Raw genomic sequence first — 16,909 nt, 5'->3', positions numbered from 1 at the left:
TTCAGTCAGCTTGTTTGTGAAATAAAAGTAAAAAAAATAAAATATTAAGTTAACAAAGAGTAGTAAAATGAATAGATAACTTTAGACTTTAGACTAAAAAAAGATGAGTTTTAAATCATTATTAGTATATCAAAAAGGGTTTAGTTTAGCAATGGAAATTTTTCATTTAACAAAAATATTTCCTAAATCAGAACTATTTAGTTTAACCTCTCAAATTATTCGTTCTAGTAGGTCTGTTTGTTCTAATATTTCTGAAGGATATAGAAAAAGACAATATGAAAAACATTTTAAAAGTAAAATGTCTGATGCTGATAGCGAAAACTCTGAAACTCAATTATGGTTAGATTTTGCTTTAGCTTGTGAATATATAACAGAAGAAAAGAAATTAGATTTACAAGCCAAAAGTGAAGAAGTTGGAAAACTTCTAAATTATATGATAAATAACCCTGGTAAATTTAGGTGAGATATTAGTTAGTTGGCAGTAAAACAGTATTCAGTCAGCAGTCAATACTCAAAAGTAAACCAATAAAAAAAATATTTTTAATATTAAATATTAGAAGAAAAGAGATATACAAAAAAATTACAATAAGAAAAGTCAGATGATGACTGCTTACTGCAAACTGAAAAACTGCTAACTAAAATGGAACACACTTCAACTTTTCCAATAAAACTAAACGAATTAGATGTACTTCGTGATGAAGCAACAGATTATATTAAATCTGTTCAATGGGAGCAAGGTAATAAAGCAAAAAGCAGGGAAAAAGATGCAAAAGATGAATCAATTTTATTCTATTTGTCAAGAGCAAATAATGGAAGCAATATTGAAGTTACTTCAGTTTCCAAAACTATTCTAGCCTTAAAAAAGCGATTATTACCAAATTCCATTGCAATTCCTGTACATTTAAATCAAACCTTATTCGCGGTTCAAGAAGGCTTAACTTTGGGTATTTGGATTAAAGATGCTTATTATGATGCCTCAGGTTTATCATCTTTAAATGAGCGAAAATCAGCGTTAAATTCATCCCAAAAAAGAGAATTTGAGAGTAAATTACAAACTGCGACAGCTTTTCAATTATTTGCATTATCCTATAAAATTCTACACGATTTAAAACCGTTTGTTAGTAATGATTTGTCTGTGATGAAACAAAAATTTGCTGGCATTCCAGAAGTATCTTTTTTATCACCTTTAAAAGGAATTGCTTGTGCTTTGTTTTATTATGATAAATATTTAGATCACCCAGAAATCATTAAAACAGACAAAGATGTAGTAGATTTTACAGTAGTCTATTTTGAGGCTTTAATTGATGAAATTCAGTTACGCAAAAGCAGTTTAGAATACATAGAAACCATTACAGATAGAACTTATAAATTAGAAAATTCCGATTTTTCAATTTCAGGTTGGGAGAATGTTTTTCAAGGAAACGCAAAAAGTGTAGCCTTCAATAAAATTCAGTTCGAACAAATTGTTGGAAATAAAGATGCCAAACATTTTGCACGTAGATTAACAGAAAGAATGTTGAGTTACGATTTTGAGGCGCAGAAAAATCCGTTTCAAGAATTAGGTGGATTTATGCCTGTTTTTATGGGATATGGAATTCCAGGAACAGGAAAATCGATGTTAATTGCAGCCATTGCTACTCGTTTAAAAGAACATTGTGATCATTTAGACATTCCGTTTTTATTTCACCCAATGCCAGATACGTTGATTTCTACTTTTCAAGGAGGATCAGCAGAAAAAATGGTAGCATGGATGAAACCAATGCAAGACCCAACAAAAATTATTTTTGCGCCCATTGATGATGCAGAAAATAACTTACAAGAAAGAACTGCACAAGGGGTTTCTGCTGGAGTTAAAGAAGTGATTGGTGTTTTCTTACGTTATACAGAAGGTGCTTACGCAGTAAATTACGGAAATTCTTCAGTGGGTTTATTTACAAACTTGCCAGAAATGCTCGATAAAGCTGTAATTTCTAGAGTGCAAGGTAGATTTAAAATTGATGGAGCAAGAACCGCACATGACTTTTTAGATCAAGATTATATATGGTGGAAAAAGTTTGAAAAAACCATTCCAGATTTTGTGAATATGCAAAATCCGCAGAATTATCATTTCTTAAAAGATCAAGGTTTTGTAAAAAATATGGGAGACGTTTTAAATTCCGTAGAAAAACCATCAGAAGAAAGGGTGTTACAAGCGTATGACAAAGCCACTCAAAAACATAAAACCAACGAACATTTGTTTTTTGCTAGTTTATACAAAGAGATTCAAAAGATTTTTCCATTCTTTTCTTCCAGAGATGTTAGAAACATTCAATCTGCAATTTCATTGCGATTAACAGATTTTGATTTGGAAAAAGATTGGTTTGAAAATCCAGAAATCTACTTCAAAAAAGATTACAAAACAAAGTTGAATATGTTGCAAGAATTGATGAAAAGCAATATGAGAGGATTGGATTTTTCTGAAATTAGAAGACAAGAAGTAGTAAGGTATTTAGACAATGTTGCCACGATTGCAGATACCGATTTTAAACGAAAAGTGGATGCAAGAGTGAATCAATTAAATATTGATTTGGAAGCAAGAAAGAATTTTAATGATGCAAATTAAAAATAAAATACAAAATGTTAGCTCAAAAGTAATTTCCAACATTTGGGCAAAATTAGAACAAGTTAGTTTCGATTTTACTTTTAAAAATGGAAAAACCGCACGTTTAACGCACGAGGTTTTTGGCAAAAATGACGGAGTTGGAGTGCTATTATATAATCCATCAACTAAAAAAGTAGTGCTTTCAAAGCAATTTCGAACACCAATGTATGTTGCTGGTGTTGCTGATGGTTTTTGTGTTGAAGTGGTGGGTGGTGCAATTGATAAAAATGAAACAGCAGAAGAAACCGCAATTCGTGAAACGAAAGAAGAAGTTGGGTATCATATTAAAAACTTAAAAAAAGTTGCTAAAGTGTTTTTATCACCTGGTTTAATGTGGGAGCAAGTGCATATTTATGTCGCAGAATATTCTGAGAATGATAAAGAGGAAAAAGGTGAAGGATTAATTGAAGAAGGAGAAGAAATTGAAGTTTTAGAAACTAATTTTTCTGATGCTCTAAAAATGATTGAAAATGAAGAAATTGTAGATGCAAGAACAATTATGTTGCTACAGTACTTGCAGATAAATAAGTTAATAAATTAAGTAGACCTTACAGGTTTTTAAAACCTGTGAGGTCTTAGATTATTTTGAATTGAAATAAAAAGACTCAGAAAATTAAATACGGCAATAAATGTTTCATTAAGAATCATTCAAATAATTAAATCAAAAGCATAAAAGTCCTTTCTTTTGAAATGGATTTAGGATAGGCCTTATGAACAAACTAAAACAAGCAAATTTATACAGAAGCGAACTAATTCCCATCAGTGGAAAATTAGTTGAACGTTACAATAAATGTTTGGTGAAATTGGGTTTTACTAAAACCAAATTGACCTCATTTTCTATTGATGGAATTGGTTGGAGTCCAGAAATTGCTGAAGAAAAAAACGAAATATTCTATTTAAACAATGGTGAAGCAAATCCGCATGCAATTTTAATTACACCTTTGCAAAAAGGCTTACCAATTTACAATCCATTTCATTCTTTTGATACAGAATTAATGAAGTTGGTATTTAGAACGCATCAACAAAAAATTCAAGATATTACTAGAGATTCAGCCATTTGTATCGATTTTGATCAGAATATTGATGTGTTTTACGAACCGTTAGAAGTTTTAAAATATGAAGAGGTTACAATCAGGTTTCATTTGATAGATAATTTAAAAAAAGCAAAGGAAGAACAATTAAAACTGATAGAAATTTTTAAAAGAGGTAATAATTTTATCGATGAAAACATTCATCAACAATTATTAACATCAGCAAAAAAATATGGCGATTTAAGAAATAGAAACATCACTTTAGATTCTATTATTTATACCTCAGATTCTTTTTATACCAAAGCATTTGGAGGAATATATTTATTAAGAAATTTTATCACACCAATTTTAGTTTTCGAAAACTGGGAAGCGTATCAAGAAGCGATTGATGACACTGCTTATGATGTTTTAATGTTTCATATTTTACAACCTGAGTTGATAATGCAATTAAAAGATCATTTTATTATTGAGTGTGATTTGGCAAAAGAAGTTACTACAAAACGATATGAACGCATTAAAAAATTTATTTTCGGAGAAGCGCTTCAGGAAACACAACATCCTGTAAATGAAATTTTAGAAGATAAAATGCTTTTCAAAAGTTACTTGAACAAACTCGATATCAATAATCGTAAAAAAGTAATGAGTGTTGAACGTTATTTAGAGAAAAAAACAACAAATAGCGATACAAAAATCAAGGATTTTGTAGATCAAGAATTTTATTTTGCCTTGCACAAACCACATTCTTCTTTACGACCACATCATCAAGATTTAATCTGGAAATTACTCATAAATATTGCTCCAAAAGATGTGCTGTTTTGGTATTGGTATGATAAAGAAGATTTTTACGAAAATTTCAAAACTTGGCAAGATTCTAAAAAAGATTGGGTTGTTGAAACGATAAGAAATAATTTTTAAGAAAATCACTGAATTGTAATCAACATTCCTTATTTTTAAAACAAAAATTAGCAAATTGAAACTAGTAAAACAAAAAACACTCTATTTTTTTGAAGGCAAATCTGATAAGGTTTATGAAGTTGATATTTGTGAAAATCAAGATTTATTTGTCGTAAATTTTAGATATGGAAGAAGAGGTGCCAATTTAAGAGAAGGCACAAAAACAGTTTTTCCTGTTGGGTATGAAGAAGCTGTAAAAATCTTCGATAAATTAATTGAAAGCAAAGAAAAGAAGGGATATTCTGAAAATTTAGAACTAGAAAAAAAAGCTACACCAAAAGTTCATATAAATACAGTTCGAGAAAAAACAATCCTAAAATATTTAGAACAAGCTGTAAAAAACACTTATGCCAGGAACTGGAAAGTCTCAAGAATTATTTTAAGAGCAGGCAATTTAAAAATGATTCAGGCTTCAGCTTTAATTGCTGAATTTATTGACTCTAAAGACCAATTTGAGCAATATAATGCCATTACAGTTTTGGCTTCTTTTAATATTACAGAATACAAAAACAAGATTTTAGAAGTTTTTAAAACTGCTAAATTTAGTACAATTGGTGGTAGAGCAGCCTGTGCATTTCTCTTAAAATTCGGAAATGAAACTGATAAAAAAGAAATTAAAAAAGAGGTAGAAAACTACATTACTAAAGATACTTTTACATCGCTAGCCATTCAGTTTTTAAATGCTGATGCTACTAAAGCATCACTTTTATATTATGCGTATATTTTTGCTTTTGATGATGAACAGCTTCGTGGAAAAATTCTCGAAATAATTGAAAGAATTCCTTTTAAAGCGAATACTTTTAAATCGATTAGATATATTTTTAGAACAGCGCAAATCACCAATGATGTTGCGTTTTTTGCGATACTTTCCAAACGTTTGGCATTAAATAAACCAGGATTTACTTCGGATTACTTTTATGATGAAAAAGGAAATTGGGTTTCTGTGCTAAAAGAAATGGCAAAACCAAATCCTTCAGTTGCATTTTCTAGAAAAACGAAGTCGTATTTTAATCATTCTATTTACAAAAAAATGTATGATTTAAGTATAAATGATACAGAAACATATGTAAAATATGCAACTCAAATGCTACTTTCTTTAAATGATAAAGAAGATGATGTAAAAGAAGAAATTGTGTATAATTATAATTACAATTGGGAAACTCAAACCTATAATAATGAACAAAGATGTTTTCCTAAATATGCCAATTATACAGCTTTAATGTATGTTTTATATGGTGCATCTACAAGATTTACGCAACAAAAAGACAAGTGGTTTTATGTTATAGATGATAAAAAAGTTAGTAAAAGAGAAGAAGCTTTATCTACAATTTGGAATACTAGTTCTAAAGCAGTTTTACAAATTTTGGCCAATGCTAAAAGTGATGTTGCCATAGATTTTGCATTAAAAATTATCGATGAAAATCCGCAGTTTTTAGAAGATTTATCAACTGAAATAATCTCAAAATTAGCGAATCATTATCACCCAAAAGTAATCGCCTTAATTGTTGATATTCTAAAAACAAAATACGAAAACTCACAACCAGAACAAGATATCGTAATCGGACTTTTAAATTCTGGAAACGAAAAAGCCTTAGAATTAGGTTTTTATTGGTTAAAGAAATACGAAATAAATTTATTCAATAACCAAGAGTTTATTTCGAGTTTGTTGTTTACCAATCAAGTTGAGGTTATTGCTTTTTTAAGTGAATTGTATAAAGAAGAAATTATCTACAATCATAAAATTGATATTCATCAATTAGGGCCATTATTTCAAAAAAACACACATTTTACCAAAGAGTTTTTAATTGCAATCGCTAATTTAATTGGAAATACGAAGTTTGGTGAATTGCTAAAAGGAACATCAGCAAATAAAATCACAGAATTATCAAATTCAACTTTAGTAAGCAATAAATTGTTTGCGATCAATTTAGCAAAACACAATACAACTCCTGCTTACAAATTATTTAAAGACTCTTTTGAAGCGTATATTAATGCAGATGATGAGTTGTTGCGCAAAGCAGGAATTGAAATTTTATCGCATTTTCCAGATTCTTTTTTATTAGAAAATAAACAAGAAATTGTTGGTTTCTGTTTTTCAGAATACAAAGAAGTTCGCGAAGCCATTCAGCCAACCATAGAAAGGTTGGTAAAGTTAGATCGTAATTTCAAACAAAGTTTATTAGATAAGCTTTTGCAAGTACTTACAGAATCAGAAGTTTACGAAGGTTTGCACGAAAACAGTTATCAGCTGTTAACTACTTATTTTAAAGACGATTTGGCATTTTTATCCGAAGAACAAATATTTGCTTTTGTTCTTTCAGATTATGAGTTTGCGCAGAATTTAGGATTGCCTTTATTTGAGAAAAGAATTCAATTGGCTACCATGCCTATTGAAAAAGTAATCCAATTAGCAGATAGTGCCATTTTTGCGATTCGTAAAAAAGTACAAGATTATTTTGAGAAGAATACAACCAAAATTAATTATGAATTAGAAGTAGCTTTGTCTATTTTTAATGCAAATTGGCAAGATGTAATTGATTGGGCTTGTGTTTATTTTGATAAACACATACAGCCAGAAAAATGGACAGCAGATGTATTGTTATACATTTCGGATAACGTAAAAATAGAAGTTCAGCAATTTGCGATTAAAATGATGACAAAACATTTTTCTAATGAAAAAGGATTGCCTTTGTTAGAAAAACTACAAGAACATCCAAGCAAAGAAATGCAATTTTTTGTAACCAATTATTTGAATTCTTTTGCAAAAGATAATCAAAATGTAATTTTAAAATTAGAAAATTATTTTAGAACAAGTTTGTTTACTATCAATACGAATAGAGCCACAAAAACAAGAGTATACCAGTTTTTAGAGCAGGAATCTGTTAAAAATAAAGCTGTTGCAAAAATGACAATTGGTTTAATTCATTCAATTTTAGACACAAAAACCATAATTGATAGAAGTAAAAATATAGATATTTTACTAACCATTGCAACACAATTCCCGAATTTAGAAATTCCACTATTAATTAAAGATGTAGCTGATGAAGTTTAATTTTAAATATAGTGGAAATAGTAAAGTAGAAAACAGTTCGTCTGCAACTGGCGTTAATTTTGCACCAGATGTTTTACGAGAACCTACGTATTTTGTGGGGAATTTAGACAATAAAATTCCATTTCGTGAAGCCATTTCAGCACTGCATAATGTTGTTACTGCCGATTTTAATTTTCAGCCAAAAGACAATACAGCCTATTTAACTTGGCTAAAAAGTCAGGAAGATGTTTGGGTCGCAGAAGCTACAGGAGAATTATCAAAGTTAAAAGACGAAATTAATCGTTTACAAAGCAAGTTAAAAATTGTTCGTTCTAAAAGAGAAAAAATTACAGCTCCTTATTATAAAGCGCAAAGAGCCTATTTTCAATATTTATACAAAAGAGATTATGCAGCTTGGTTTGTGTTAGATCCAGTAATTACAGTGCATCCAGATCAAGTGTTTTTTGAATGTTTTAGTAAGGATGAATCCGTTTACGGCAAATTATCTTGTGGTTATGAGGTTTTTAATAATGTTGACGAATTTAAATGCGGCACCACAAATATTGATTATTCTAAGAAATTATATGACGAATTTCAAAAAATAAGAACCTATAAAAACACCGAATTTAAAATAAATCCTAAAGGATTTGATGTAAAGACAACAGGAGAAGAAACCTACAGAGAAGTAAAAATTGATTTACCTGATAGTTGGGTTCGTGGGTTTTTACAAGTTTCTACAGCAATGACAAGTGATAAAGTTTCCTTTGATTTGCATCCTATAGATATTGCGAATTTTATATCTGTTTTAAAACGAAATAAAGAAAAAACGGGTCCAAGAGCCATAAAATATATTTTAAAACCAGGCAAACCGATTATCGCCGTTTTTGAACCTTGGAATATAGAAATTGAATGTTTACAGTCTATTTATCAAGGAAATAAAGCACAAGAAATTAGAGTTTGGGGAAGAAGAAGAATCACGTTATTAGAACGTTTGTTGCCAATAACCACTAAATTCACAGTTCATTTATTAGGCTCTGGATTGCCATCATTTTACACAGCTCATTTAACTAATGAAATGTATTTTACTTTAGGTTTATCTGGTTGGACAGCCAATGATTGGGCACAATCAACGCAATTAGATTTGCTAATGCCAAGAACAAAAGTACCAGCAACAACAATGCAATCTGTGTATTTAGAGTTGCGAAAAGATTGGTTGAATACAGCATCAAAAATTGCTCAAAATTTAAAGATTGATGAGCAAACTGTGCAGCAATCTTTGGTAACTTTTACGCAAGCAGGGAAAGTAATTTACGATTTAAAGAATAATGTGTATCGAATTCGAGAATTAAAAAGAGAAGGAATTGATATAGAAGCGTTACGTTTTTCTAGCGAAACTGATAAAGAAGCTTATCAATTGATGGAAAATGGTGCAGTTTCCAATTTAAAATCGAATTCATTAAACCAAAAGGCTGAGTTGTCAGCTTTGGTAAAAAATAAATACAATTCAAGTGTTGTCATCAACAGCGATTTAAAAATTGTAGATGGAAAATGCACATGTAATGACTATTATAAAAATAAAATGACAAAAGGGCCTTGTGCGCATATTTTAGCAACAAGATTGGCTTTTGATAAAAATTAATTAATATATTTAAAACTTGGTAACAATAAGATAAAAACCTTGCATTTCGATTGGTGGATCGCCAATCTTGTAACTAGACAACGAACGCGTCACTGACTCGAACTTAACTTGTGAAATACGTACTGGTGTACTATTTCCGGTTAAACTTCTGCGAAGTGAAATAATACACCAGTACGTATTTCACTGGAGTTGTTCAATTCAGTCATTAGAGAGTACGAAGGGAAAAAAAATACATCTTATTGTTGCCTTTTTTGTTTTATGAGCAATTCAACAGAGAGAAGACAAGAAATTTACGATAAAATTAAAGGATCGTCTAAACAGGAATACATCCTCTCAGAAATGAGACGTTTGGGTTTTTGGACAGATGAAAACCTTGATTTTGAAGAAGTAAATACTTTTTTTAAAGAAGAACGTACACTTTCTAACGAGCTCAATACTCTTTTAAAAAAGGAAAAAAGCATTGAAGATATTGATGCTTTTATTGTCAATAAACACAAAGAACGCAAGCGCTTATCCAAAGAAAAACAAAAAGAAACCAAAGAAAAAAGAGCTTTACTTAAAAAAGAAAAAGCTGAAAAATGGCGCTTGCAAAAAGAACAAGAAATTGTTTATTTGGGTGAGGGTTTTTCGCATCAATTAAATGATAAAAAGACTGATAAAAACAGGCTTAAATCTTTAAATTTACCCATTTTAGAATCTGCCAAAGATGTCGCAGATGCAATGAAAATTACCTTAAGCGAACTTAGATTCTTAACTTTTTCAAGAAAAAATGCTAAAATAAATCATTTTAAACGTTTTAAAGTCGCTAAAAAAACGGGTGGTTTTCGATTGATTTCTGCGCCAATGCCAAGATTAAAAAAGGCACAACATTTTATTTTAGAAGCAATTTTAAATAAAGTTGAAACGCATCCAAAAGCCAATGGTTGTGTAATTGGAAAATCTATTTTAACGAATGCAGAACCTCATGTAAACAAAGCTGTGGTTATCAATCAAGATTTAAAAAACTTTTTTCCAACCATAACGTACAAAAGAATAAAAGGCGTATTTAAGTCCTTTGGATATTCAGAACAAGTGGCTGTTATTTTTGCGTTATTGTGTTCTGAACCTAAAATTTTAGACATATCATTATTAGGCGAAAATTATTTTGCACAAAGGGGCGAACGATTTTTACCTCAAGGATCTCCTTGTAGTCCTGCAATTACCAATATATTGTGTAAAAAAATGGATTTTCGTTTAGATGGATTAGCCAAAAAATACGGATTCAATTATTCTAGATATGTAGATGATCTTACGTTTTCTTCGCATAAAGAACAGGTTAAAAAAATTCCTGCAATTTTAAAATATTCTAAGAAAATTGTAGAAGATGAAAATTTTGTGTTGCATCCTGATAAACTTCGTATCATGAAACCTCATCAAAGACAAGAGGTTACAGGAGTAGTTGTAAATGAGAAACCGAATGTAAATAAGAAATCATTAAAACGTTTTAGAGCATTATTACATCATATTGAAAAAGACGGAATTCAAGGCAAATCTTGGAATGGAGGCTCAAATGTTTTGGCAGAAATAGATGGTTTTGCGAATTTTATTTATCAAATCGATAAAACCAAAGGAGCTTTTTATAAAGAACGCGTTGCTAAAATTTTAGGGACTTATAATTACAAAGAAACGCATAGAGAAAAGTATGTGAAAGAGAAAGATAAAGGTTTTGTAGGTTCAGTTTCTTCTCGAATCCGTGGCTTTTTTAAGAGTGTTAGTTCAATTTTTAAGAATTAACATACTCCTGCAGAGTTTCAAAATTTTGTAAGTTTATTTACGAAATAAATTAGTTTGATATGTTACGTAACAAATTCTAATAAAAATAGACTAATTTTATAGAGTACATCAATTTACCAATTATGACACTAGAACTTATCATATTTATAGCCTCCATTTTATTAGGAGCAGTTATTTTCTGGAGAGAATCTCAAGGAAATAAAGTATACCGTTTTTTTAATAAATTGATGAATTCCAAAGAATTGCAAATGGAAGCAACAGATAAAAAAGGCTTTGTTTATCAACAATCTTTTTTATTACGTTTGGTATTTATTACAGCATTTTTTTTAATCGCAATTATAATTACTCGTTTTTTAATTCCTATAGATTTGGCAACCATTTCTTTATTTACTTCTATGATTTTTGGAACATTAATAGGTACTTATGTTGCAGGATTCATTTTTAAGTCATCCACAGTTATTGATCAAAAATCAGAATCTTTAGAAGACAAATTTCAAGATGTCATTGAAAAGGGAAAAGATTTTATTGAAGATTTACAAACTACAGATGTTAAAGAAATAGAAGAAATTGAGGAGAAAAAAGAAGCACCTAAACCAAATGAAAAAAGTGCAAGAGAGCGTTTAAAAGATAAAGGATTGTTGTAGGGAGTTGGAAGCTTGATGCTGGATGTAACATGTTAGTTTAGGATTCCAACAATAAATAGTTAAAATTTAAAATAAATTGTTTTGAGTTATAAACATCAAACATCAAACATCAAACATCAAACATCAAGCATCAAGCATCAAACCTCAAACCTCAAACCTCAAACATCTTAAACCAAACATTAAAAGAAAAATGATCAAAACATATTGGCAAAAAGGAGCAAAACAAAAAAGAAACATCATTCTTTTATCATTATTGATAATTGGGTTACTCTTCTTTTTAAGAGATGATTATCAACCAGCATTATTATTTTTCAGAAAATATATTTTCATTATTTTATTGTGCTTTATGGTCTTGTTTTTTGGCCTACGAAAATTCAGGAAATTAGCGAGTACAGGCAAACGCATTGGTGTATTAGGTCTTTTAGCGCTTTTTTTCGGATTGATATATTATATTGGATTCCATTCCAAAATGTACAATTATATGCAGACTTATAATGTGTTCAACGACTTAAATCGCATAGAAATTGTAGAGTTGCCTTTAACCCAAAACGAAAGAATTCAGCCTTTAAGAAATATCTTTTCTATGGCAAATGAATCTGTAGGCGAAACCAAAGATGTTTCCTTACCACACTTGGTAAGAGTAGATAATAACAATCAATGGACAATGGCTATTCAACCTACCGAAAAATATACTTGGCAAGGCATTAAAGACGATACTGAAGAAGTTTTTTCGGTTTCTAGTACCACACCTTTTCCAAGGTTTTCTAATGAAAATAGAATTCCGGTTAAATTCACAATCGGAGAATCTTTAAAATTTAGCAGAAACACTTACAATGCAGTTGTACAGCGTTTTAACCTTTGGCAGTTGTTCAACTACGAACCAAGCGATACCTATTATATGAAAAACGATAAAGGAGCTTGGGTACAAGTGGTGAGCTTGATAAAATGGAAAGGTTTCTTTTTTCCATATCCAACTTTTGGTGGTGTAATGGTTATTGATAATGGAGATCATAATTATTTTGAAAGAATAACCATTGGTATTGGAAAGTACATTGCGCCTTCAGCAATGCAAAACTATGCTTATTTAACCAAACAAAATACCTTATCAGAAAAAGTATCTAAATTACAGGCTGAAAGTTTAAAATTTTTAGGTGGATTTTCAGATCCTTTGCCTTGGAATATGAAAACTGCAGTTAAAATTCCACAATTACCAGACGATCAAAACCAACAACCTTATGTAACCGATTTCGATTTTTCTGATACCAAAACTGGTGCTTACAGTGGTTTATACCATTGGTTTGGTTTAGAACCTGTGGGTGCAGAAAGAACCAGTTTAACCTTCAGCGTTTTTATTCCTGCAGATGGTACAAATGCGTTGTATTTTTACGATCATGCTGCTAAAAAAGAAGGTTATGCAGGCGTTTCTGCAATGCCATTAAAGGTCATTGAATCTCGTAAAGAATACGATTGGTCTGTAAACAAACCTGTAGAATTTAGACCTTATATTAAGGAAATTGCAGGTCGTAAACGTATGTTTTTTCTCAGTACCATTTCTGCGATAAAAAAAGAAAATGCACAATTTGATGGTGCTGCAACTCCAGATTTGGCGCTAATTGATGCAGAATATAGAGATGTAATTTGGATTGATGCCAAACACCCCAGCAAATGGAATGAACAAGTATATTTGCAACTTAATGAAGCCTGGAGAACCAGTGAAAACCAAAATATTTATTTCGAAAAAGAGAAAACCATTTTAGAGCAAAACCGAGCAATTTTAGATTCCATTCAGCTCTTATCTAACCAACAAAAAAAGTTAGAAGAAATAAAACGACTGCAAAAACGAATAGATTCTATTAAAATGAACAAGTAGTGTTTATGCTGAACTAGTTTCAGCACCTGTATTGGTTTTTTGTAGCTATTTCCAGCTTTCCATTATATCTTTTTCTTTTAAGATTCCTGCAAAGGCCGGAATCTCAAAAAGAAAAAGGATGCCATTTCAATCTGGGCTAAACTTGTTTGTTGGCTTTTTTGATTTAAGGTAATGGTACAAAACTATAATTAGCTTAAAGATTTATAAAACAGGTAGTTTCTAATACATCTTTGTAATTTGTAGGTTATTAAACTAAAAAATTGCCAAACAGGACGTAGAATTTCACGAATCACTTTTTTCCAAACAATCATATTGTTTTGTTGTATCGTACTTCCTCCCATTTTCTTATCAACACTAACCACATATTTTTTGTTGGTAGAATATAAAGGTACGCTATGCTTATAAACATCCTGCTTCATTACATCAATAGGGGCATAGTAATCACTTAAATTATTAGATAACTTTTTTGTTGCATTTTTACCTATAATTTGCCCAATCATTAAAACAGGAGGCATTAAAAATTTTGTAAGAAGCTCATTTTTTTCTATTGGATAAAACCCTTTTTTCCCAGAAATGTCTAAAAAATCATTAGTAGTAATTTGTGATAAGAGTTGTTCTAAATCTTTAAAGAAATCTTCTTGAACAAGTGCATCATCTTCTAAAATTATGGAAAATTCTTCCGGTTGTTTTGATAAAAACTTCCACAACTTAAAATGTGTTAAACAAATACCAATTTCACCATCATTTGGATAAGGAAAATGGGCTAAGAGGTTGTGTTTTTTCTTTTCTTTTTTTAGAATGTCAGCATCTAACGCTTTTCCATAAATGGCAGCAATTCTTGTAATGGGAATATTCAGTTGTTTAAACTGATTTTCCATAAAGGCACGTCTCTCTGTGCTTTTGTCTAAGTTGATGTAATATACTTTATAAGACATCATAGTTGAATCCAGTTTTTACAAGCCACTTCATTTTCTTTTTGGTTAAACCATTTTTTGGGTGAAATAACCATTTTTTGTTCATTTGTATTTAACCAAGCTCCCCACCAAGAAAAACTACTGTTTGCAGTAATATTATTTTTGCATAAACTCATTAAATACAGATCTTCATGTGGTATGACTTTATGATTAATGTAGGTTGCGTTGTTAATTCTTAAATTATTTCTAGTCCAAGAAATGTCATCAGAAAACACAAAAAAATGAATGTTTTTATATTGATTATGTACATGCTTAATTGCGTTTTGATAATAAGATAAATCGCAAGTGCCATGAATACTATTTGCTTTTTTATCAGAAATATAATCGCCTCTTCTTATGTGAATGGCACAAGAATTTTGTTGATTTTTAATCTCTGTTTGATACCTTATAGTAGTTTCAGAAAATGAATTTTCTAAAGTAAACTGTTGCAATAAAGTAGGTCTAATATTTAAAAAATACTTTTCTGTTTGAAAATAGCCTTTTACATATTCGTTTCCATTCAATTGCATTAAATTTTCATCAAATAATAAACTCTTTTCTTTTAGATTTTTTTTCAAATATAGTTTTGATAATATCAAATTAAAATCGTTAGGAATTTCTAAATCAATTTTATATTTATCTAATTGATAACCACCATGTAATTTGTAAGTTTTAAATTTTGAAATATCAATCTGTACCTCAAAGCCTCTTGCTTGCAAAGCTTTTGCATACGCATATTGAAACATTTGATTTCCAAGGCCACCAACAATTCTAACAATAATCATTTAATTATCAATTTGATAAATGAAGTTGAGGCAAAAATACAAATGTTATCACACTTTTTCTTCTTTTAAAGTCTGTAAAACAATAAATTTGCGCTTTTACTGCAAATAAAATTATGAAGTACACAGAAGCAATTTCATCAGAAATTTTTCAAATTATCTCTAAAGCTGCCAAAGAAATACATCTCGATGCTTATGTAATTGGTGGTTTTGTGCGTGATTTTTTTCTAAAAAGAGGTACAGCCAAAGATATTGATGTTGTTGCTGTGGGTAGTGGAATTGATTTGGCATTACAGGTTTCAAAATTACTACCCAATAAACCAAAAGTACAAGTTTTTAAAACCTATGGTACAGCAATGTTGCGTTATAAAGAGGTAGAAATTGAGTTTGTTGGTGCAAGAAAAGAATCCTATTCTGAGGATACTAGAAATCCTGAGGTTACTCTTGGTACTTTACAAGACGATCAAAACAGAAGAGATTTTACCATAAATGCATTGGCTTTAAGTTTAAATGAACATAATTTTGGTGAATTGTTAGATCCTTTTAATGGCATACAAGATTTAACAGATAAATGTATCAGAACACCTTTAAATCCTGATATTACCTATTCTGATGATCCATTAAGAATGATGCGTGCTATACGTTTTGCAACACAACTTAATTTTGAAATTGAACCATCATCTTTAGCTGCCATAACAAAAAATGCACATCGACTTAAAATTATTACAAGAGAACGTATTGTTGATGAACTTAATAAAATATTGGCATCACCAAAACCTTCAATAGGGTTTTTGTTATTAGAGCAAACCAAGTTATTGTCTCAAATTTTACCAGAACTCATTGCTTTAAAAGGAGTAGAAGAGGTTGAGGGACAAAAACATAAAGATAACTTTTACCATACCTTAGAGGTTGTAGATAATATTGCACAACATACAAATGATGTTTGGTTAAGATGGGCTGCATTGTTACACGATATTGGTAAAGCACCAACAAAAAGATTTTCTAAAAAAGTAGGTTGGACGTTTCATAGCCACGAATTTGTGGGTGCAAAAATGGTTTATAAAATTTTTAAACGATTAAAAATGCCATTGAATGCCAAAATGAAATTTGTACAAAAAATGGTGTTATTAAGTTCAAGACCTATTGTTTTAGCATCCGATGTTAATGATTCTGCTGTAAGACGTTTAGTTTTCGATGCAGGTGATGAAATTAATGCTTTAATGACACTTTGTGAAGCAGATATTACCACAAAAAACCCTAGAAAGTTTAAACGCTATCATAATAACTTTGAATTGGTAAGAACCAAAATTAAAGAAGTAGAAGAACGTGACAGAGTAAGAAATTTTCAACCACCAATTACGGGTGAAGAAATTATGCAAGCCTTTAACTTAAAACCTTGCAGAGAAATTGGGGTTATTAAAGAAGCCATTAAAGAAGCTATTTTAGATGGTAAAATACCTAACGAACATCAAGCTTCATACGATTTTATGTTACAAAAAGGCTTAAGTCTAGGCTTAGTACAATCATAGGTTATCTGGTTTTAGTACTAGAAATTTCATTGTTGAAACAAATAGGTTTATTTTTCATTTCT

Annotated in this window: 12 protein-coding genes; 10 read left to right on the top strand and 2 right to left on the bottom strand. The window is 30.2% G+C overall.

The features are described 5' to 3' along the window. Positions 1 to 103 precede the first annotated feature (103 nt). The 9 genes from ACTG3V_RS04540 (at position 104) to ACTG3V_RS04500 (ending at position 13,583) form a co-directional block, all read left to right on the top strand. The gene (locus tag ACTG3V_RS04540; protein WP_439130951.1) at positions 104 to 463 is read left to right on the top strand and encodes a four helix bundle protein; all 360 of its coding nucleotides are present in this window, start codon (positions 104 to 106) and stop codon (positions 461 to 463) included. 177 nt (positions 464 to 640) lie between these two features. Beyond that, positions 641 to 2,602 carry an AAA family ATPase gene (locus ACTG3V_RS04535; RefSeq protein WP_439130950.1) on the top strand — a complete coding sequence of 654 codons (1,962 nt, stop codon included), beginning with the start codon at positions 641 to 643 and terminating at the stop codon, positions 2,600 to 2,602. Then, complete coding sequence (locus tag ACTG3V_RS04530) at positions 2,589 to 3,182, top strand: NUDIX domain-containing protein (RefSeq protein ID WP_439130949.1); 594 nt, start codon at positions 2,589 to 2,591, stop codon at positions 3,180 to 3,182. The genes ACTG3V_RS04535 and ACTG3V_RS04530 overlap by 14 nt, the downstream gene beginning before the upstream one ends. A 169-nt stretch (positions 3,183 to 3,351) precedes the next feature. Then, positions 3,352 to 4,587, top strand: a complete 1,236-nt coding sequence (locus ACTG3V_RS04525) for a DUF6638 family protein (protein WP_439130948.1) — start codon at positions 3,352 to 3,354, stop codon at positions 4,585 to 4,587. A 55-nt stretch (positions 4,588 to 4,642) separates the two neighbouring features. Next, on the top strand, positions 4,643 to 7,678 hold the full coding sequence (locus ACTG3V_RS04520) for a WGR domain-containing protein (RefSeq protein ID WP_439130947.1): 3,036 nt from the start codon (positions 4,643 to 4,645) through the stop codon (positions 7,676 to 7,678). Further along, complete coding sequence (locus ACTG3V_RS04515) at positions 7,668 to 9,296, top strand: SWIM zinc finger family protein (protein ID WP_439130946.1); 1,629 nt, start codon at positions 7,668 to 7,670, stop codon at positions 9,294 to 9,296. The genes ACTG3V_RS04520 and ACTG3V_RS04515 overlap by 11 nt, the downstream gene beginning before the upstream one ends. Before the next feature lie 258 nt (positions 9,297 to 9,554). Continuing rightward, positions 9,555 to 11,069: a reverse transcriptase family protein gene (locus ACTG3V_RS04510; RefSeq protein WP_439130945.1), complete on the top strand. Its 1,515-nt coding sequence runs from the start codon at positions 9,555 to 9,557 to the stop codon at positions 11,067 to 11,069. A gap of 122 nt (positions 11,070 to 11,191) precedes the next feature. Then, the gene (locus ACTG3V_RS04505; RefSeq protein ID WP_439130944.1) at positions 11,192 to 11,713 is read left to right on the top strand and encodes a hypothetical protein; all 522 of its coding nucleotides are present in this window, start codon (positions 11,192 to 11,194) and stop codon (positions 11,711 to 11,713) included. Between the two features lie 190 nt (positions 11,714 to 11,903). Then, positions 11,904 to 13,583 (top strand): hypothetical protein, encoded by a 1,680-nt coding sequence (locus tag ACTG3V_RS04500; protein ID WP_439130943.1) that lies wholly within the window; start codon positions 11,904 to 11,906, stop codon positions 13,581 to 13,583. Between the two features lie 188 nt (positions 13,584 to 13,771). On the opposite strand, the gene ACTG3V_RS04495 is transcribed toward ACTG3V_RS04500, so the two are convergent. Further along, complete coding sequence (locus ACTG3V_RS04495) at positions 13,772 to 14,521, bottom strand: glycosyltransferase family 25 protein (RefSeq protein ID WP_439130942.1); 750 nt, start codon at positions 14,519 to 14,521, stop codon at positions 13,772 to 13,774. Continuing rightward, positions 14,518 to 15,321, bottom strand: coding sequence for an alpha-1,2-fucosyltransferase (locus tag ACTG3V_RS04490; protein WP_439130941.1), 804 nt, complete (start codon positions 15,319 to 15,321; stop codon positions 14,518 to 14,520). The genes ACTG3V_RS04495 and ACTG3V_RS04490 overlap by 4 nt, the downstream gene beginning before the upstream one ends. Positions 15,322 to 15,434: 113 nt before the next feature. Between ACTG3V_RS04490 and ACTG3V_RS04485 the strand changes: the two genes are divergently transcribed. Beyond that, positions 15,435 to 16,847: a CCA tRNA nucleotidyltransferase gene (locus ACTG3V_RS04485; protein WP_439130940.1), complete on the top strand. Its 1,413-nt coding sequence runs from the start codon at positions 15,435 to 15,437 to the stop codon at positions 16,845 to 16,847. Positions 16,848 to 16,909 lie beyond the last annotated feature (62 nt).

It is taken from the genome of Polaribacter sp., assembly GCF_965660385.1.
GTDB lineage: Bacteria > Bacteroidota > Bacteroidia > Flavobacteriales > Flavobacteriaceae > Polaribacter.
Note: the sequence above shows the minus strand (reverse complement) of the source record. Positions and strands in the feature narration are given on the sequence as shown.